Source organism: Streptomyces sp. BR123 (genome assembly GCF_013401435.1).
In the GTDB taxonomy this organism is placed as follows: Bacteria; Actinomycetota; Actinomycetes; order Streptomycetales; family Streptomycetaceae; genus Streptomyces.
This window is the reverse complement of sequence record NZ_JACBGN010000436.1, coordinates 1-4300: the sequence shown is the minus strand read 5'-3', so window position 1 is coordinate 4300 and position 4300 is coordinate 1. Positions and strand designations below refer to the sequence as shown.

Below are 4300 nucleotides of genomic sequence, written 5' to 3'. Positions count from 1 at the left end.
GCCCGGCAGCGCATCAGCGTCCTGTTCGCCATGCTCCGCGATGGAACCTTCTACGAATCACGCCTCCCCGAAGCGGTCGCTGCATGACCAGCTCAGGCTTGACGAAAGACATAGAGGCACCCCCCCCCTACGCTGGCCCCATGCCCGCTGCGACCGACGAGCCCACCCACGAGCCCGACGAGCCCCACGAGTTCCACGAGCCCGACGAGTTCCACAGCACCCTGCACTCGCTCCGCGTGTGGGACACCCGGCTCCCCGCCTTCGACCCCGAAGCCGTGCCCGACGCGCCGGTGCCGCTGTTCCGGGAGTGGTTCGTGCACGCCGCCCGGGCGGGGCAGGTCGAGCCGCACACGATGAGTCTGGCCACCGTGGACGCCGAGGGGCGGCCCGACGTCCGGATCCTGATGCTGCACGACGCCGACTCCCGCGGCTGGCACTTCGCCTCCCACGCCACCAGCGCCAAGGGCCGCCAGTTGGCCGGGCAGCCGGATGCGGCGCTGGTCTTCTACTGGGCCGCGGTCGGCCGCCAGGTCCGGATCCGGGGCCGGGTCACCGCCTGCGGCCCGCAGGAGAGCCGGGCGGACCTGGCAGTCCGCTCGCAGGGCGCGCTCGCCGCGGCGCTCACCGGCCGGCAGAGCGGGGTGCTCGGCTCCGTACGGGAGCTGGCCGAGGCCTCGGCCGCCGCCTGGGAGCGGGCCGGTGCGGAACCGGACGCCCCTGCCCCGACCTGGACGCGGTACGTCCTCGACCCCGCCGAGGTCGAGTTCTTCCAGGGCGACGCCGCCCGCCGGCACATCCGCCTGCGCTACCGCCGCACGCCGGGCGCCTCCGCGTGGGTCCGCGAGCTGCTCTGGCCCTGACCGCCCGACGGCTCACCGCGGGCGGAACACCGGAACCCGCACGCCTTCCGCCGCCTCACGGAACGCCACCTCCAGCGGCATCCCGACGCGGAGGTCCACCGGATCGCAGTCGACGACCTCCGTCATCATCCGCGGCCCCTCCGCCAGGTCGACGACCGCGGCGGTGTACGGGACGCGCTGCCCGAACGGCGGCAGGTCGTTGCGGTGGACCACGGACCAGGTGTAGAGGGTGGCGTTTCCGCAGGCCTGCTCCCAGGCGACCTGCTCCTCCCCCGCCCAGCAGAACGGGCAGAACTCCCGCGGGTAGTGGTGCGCCCGCCCGCACCGCGCGCAGCGGCGCAGCAGGAGCCGGCCCTCGGCGGCCGCCTGCCAGTAGGGGCGGGTGAACTCGTCGACGTCCGGCAGGTCGTACCGTGCGGCGCTCACCGGAACAGTCCCAGCGCCGAGTCGAGGGACCAGGCCTGCCAGCCCATGGCGAAGAGAGCGACGAGGGAGGCGAGCATCATCATCGCGTTCTGCCCCTGCTCCGCCCAGTCGTGGATCATCAGCAGCAGGTAGAGCAGGTTCAGCAGCAGTCCGCCCACCAGTGCGACCGGTGTGAGGAACCCGAGCACCAGGCCCATGCCGAGTGCGAGTTCCGCGTGGACGACGACGTACGCCATCAGCCGCTGCCTGGGCTGGACGACCTTCTCGAAGCCGTGCTTCACGAAGGGCCAGCGGTGTTTTCCGGCGACGTCGGCGGCCCAGGCGATGCCGGTGCCGCGTTCGAGCCAGCCCTTCTTGTCCTTGTGCCGCCAGCTCTCCAGCCACCACAGGCCGAGGCCTATCCGGAGTACGGCGAGCCACTCGGCCCCACTGAGCCAGACGGTCCGCATGGGCAGTCCCCGCCTTCCCTCTCCACCCGAGCTGACGGTACGTCAGTTGAGCGGATCCGGGCGGATCCCGCAAGGCCCCCGCCGCGCCGTGCGCGCACCTGCACCACCACCGGCGCACACCCGCCGTGACCGATCCGCAACCGATTCCCCGCTCCTCCGAGACCCAACAACGCTGCGTGTCGATACGATCACTCTTCATGCCCGGAGTCGACGCCACCCCAGACATGACCACCCAGCCCCGCCCCGTGTACGTGATAGGCGCCGGGCCCGGTGGGCTCGCCGCGGCCGCCGCGCTGCGCGGCCGCGGGATCCGGGCGGTGGTCGTGGAGAAGACCGACACGGTCGGGTCCTCCTGGCGCGGCCACTACGACCGCCTCCACCTGCACACCACCCGCCGGCTCTCCGCCCTGCCGGGCCTGGCCGTGCCCCGCCGGTTCGGCCGGTGGGTGTCCCGCGACAACGTGGTGCGCTACCTGGAGAAGTACGCCGAGCTCCACGATCTGGAACTCGTCACCGGTGTGGAGGTGACCCGCATCGAGCGCGCCCCCCGCACCGACGACACCCAAGGCGCCGCCGACTCCGGAGCCGCCGCCCAGGGCGAGCCCAGCGGCGGCGGCAAGACCGGCCGCAAGGCCAAGCACAAAGCCGACCCCGAATCCGACACCTGGCTCCTGCACGCCACCGGCGGGCGCGTGCTCGCCGGCCGGGCCGTGGTCGTCGCCACCGGGTTCAACCACACGCCCGCGGTCCCCGACTGGCCGGGTCGCGACACGTACGGCGGGCAGCTGCTGCACGCCCGCGACTACCGGAACCCGGAACCGTACACCGGCCTGGACGTCCTCGTGGTCGGCGTCGGCAACACCGGCGCCGAGATAGCCGTCGACCTCGCCGAGGGCGGCGCCGCACGGGTGCGGCTCGCCGTGCGGACCGCCCCGCACATCGTGCGCCGCTCCACCGCCGGCTGGCCCGCCCAGCGCAGCGGGATCCTGGTGCGGCGGCTGCCCGTGCCGGTCGTGGACCGGCTGTGCGCGCTCATCGCCAAGGCGTCCGTCCCGGACCTGTCGGCGTACGGGCTCCCCCGCCCCACCACCGGCCTGTACAGCAGGGTCAAGCAGGGGGCGATCCCGGTGCAGGACGTCGGCCTGATCGACGCCGTCCGCGCCGGCCGGGTCGAGCCCGTGGCCGCGGTGGACTCCTTCGACGGCGCGGACGTCGTACTCGCCGACGGCTCGCGGATCACCCCGGACGCCGTGATCGCCGCCACCGGCTACCGGCGCGCCCTGGAGGGCCTGGTCGGGCACCTGGACGTACTCGACGAGCGCGGCCGGCCCCGCGCGCACGGCGCGCGCACCCTGCCCCACGCGCCGGGCCTGCACTTCACCGGCTTCACCAACCCCATCAGCGGCATGTTCCGCGAGATGGCGCTCGATGCCGAGAAGATCGCCAAGGCCCTGGCCCGCCGCCTGGGCGCCCGGCCCGAAGCCCGACCCCGGAACGAGCCCCTCCCGGTCATCGGCCTCCGCCCGGTGGACCCCCTCGCCTGACCGCCCCCACCCGCTTCCCGACTCTCAGCGTGTTCTTCAACCGGGCCGGTCCCCCGGTGACACCGCCCTGTCGGCGCGTCCCGGAGCACTGCGGATGACCGATCGCCTTCGAGCCGGCGGGTGGCCTGATTTCACCCGACTGGCGTGAATTCCCTTTTGAGGCCACGGGTTCACGAATGACGCTGTCGATCAAGCTCAAGATTCCCTCAAGCAGGGTTCCCCGACCAATGAACCGCGAGTAGATTTCCCGTGATCAAGAAGGCGCCGTCCGGCCAGCGGCGCACTTCAAGAGTCGAATCAGGGAATCTCGATAACGAAACGCAAAGCGTCAGCCGCCTCGTCGGCAAGGGGCGAAGGGCCTGGCCCCAAAACGGTCGGCGCCGGCGCCACCGACCGCCCGGCTGCTCTCGCGTAGACGGGTGAAGTCATGATCAAGACCAAGATGGCGTTTACTCTCCTCTGGGCGACCGCGCTCATTGCGGCGAACCAGCTCCTTGACGGCAATGCGCGGGGACAGTATGCGGCCACATTCCTCCTCGGAGGCGTGTATGCTCTCGCCCTCACCAAGATCAAATCCCTTCAGAGCAAGAGGGCCGTTCGGGAAGCGTCAAAGTAATCGCACCTTGGACACGGCTTGCCGGAAGCCGACGCAAGGTCCGGCACGAAATTCGCCGACGGCGCCTCTTTTGGCCTCGTCGGCGAATTCCTCCCGGGACCCGGCCGCGTCGGCGGCGACACCGGAACCGAGTATCGGCGGACGCAGTCGGCGATGAGATGGGCGGCGCACGGGCCGCCGGTGCAGACCCAGGCGATCATGGGCACGCGGCAGGTACGGGTCTCGGCCGCCAGACGGCCCCCGCGCCGACGTGGTCACCGATGGTGAACGCGCAGGCGCAACAGTCACGGAATGCCGGTCCGGCGCCACTACGCCCCGTCGTGCGCCACTGTACGCCGCAGGCGGGAGTTGGGGTGTCAGCCGCCACAAGGGGGCGGAGGCAGCGATGCGGCCCCACCACCCCTC

The 4300-nt window shown here is 72.0% G+C and carries 5 protein-coding genes; 3 read left to right on the top strand and 2 right to left on the bottom strand.

Going from position 1 to position 4300, the window contains the following annotated elements; translation table 11 throughout:
* Positions 1 to 140 precede the first annotated feature (140 nt).
* Positions 141 to 860 (top strand): pyridoxal 5'-phosphate synthase, encoded by a 720-nt coding sequence (locus HYE82_RS34470; protein WP_256988100.1) that lies wholly within the window; start codon positions 141 to 143, stop codon positions 858 to 860.
* A gap of 12 nt (positions 861 to 872) precedes the next feature.
* Here the strand turns inward: HYE82_RS34470 and HYE82_RS34465 are convergent, their stop codons facing one another.
* Positions 873 to 1286, bottom strand: a complete 414-nt coding sequence (locus HYE82_RS34465; protein ID WP_179178159.1) for a Zn-ribbon domain-containing OB-fold protein — start codon at positions 1284 to 1286, stop codon at positions 873 to 875.
* On the bottom strand, positions 1283 to 1735 hold the full coding sequence (locus tag HYE82_RS34460) for a DoxX family protein (protein WP_179178158.1): 453 nt from the start codon (positions 1733 to 1735) through the stop codon (positions 1283 to 1285). The genes HYE82_RS34465 and HYE82_RS34460 overlap by 4 nt, the downstream gene beginning before the upstream one ends.
* Before the next feature lie 197 nt (positions 1736 to 1932).
* On the opposite strand from HYE82_RS34460, the gene HYE82_RS34455 reads away from it, so the two are divergent.
* The gene (locus HYE82_RS34455) at positions 1933 to 3279 is read left to right on the top strand and encodes an NAD(P)/FAD-dependent oxidoreductase (RefSeq protein WP_256988099.1); all 1347 of its coding nucleotides are present in this window, start codon (positions 1933 to 1935) and stop codon (positions 3277 to 3279) included.
* A gap of 427 nt (positions 3280 to 3706) precedes the next feature.
* Positions 3707 to 3895, top strand: coding sequence for a hypothetical protein (locus tag HYE82_RS34450; protein ID WP_179178157.1), 189 nt, complete (start codon positions 3707 to 3709; stop codon positions 3893 to 3895).
* Positions 3896 to 4300: the final 405 nt, after the last annotated feature.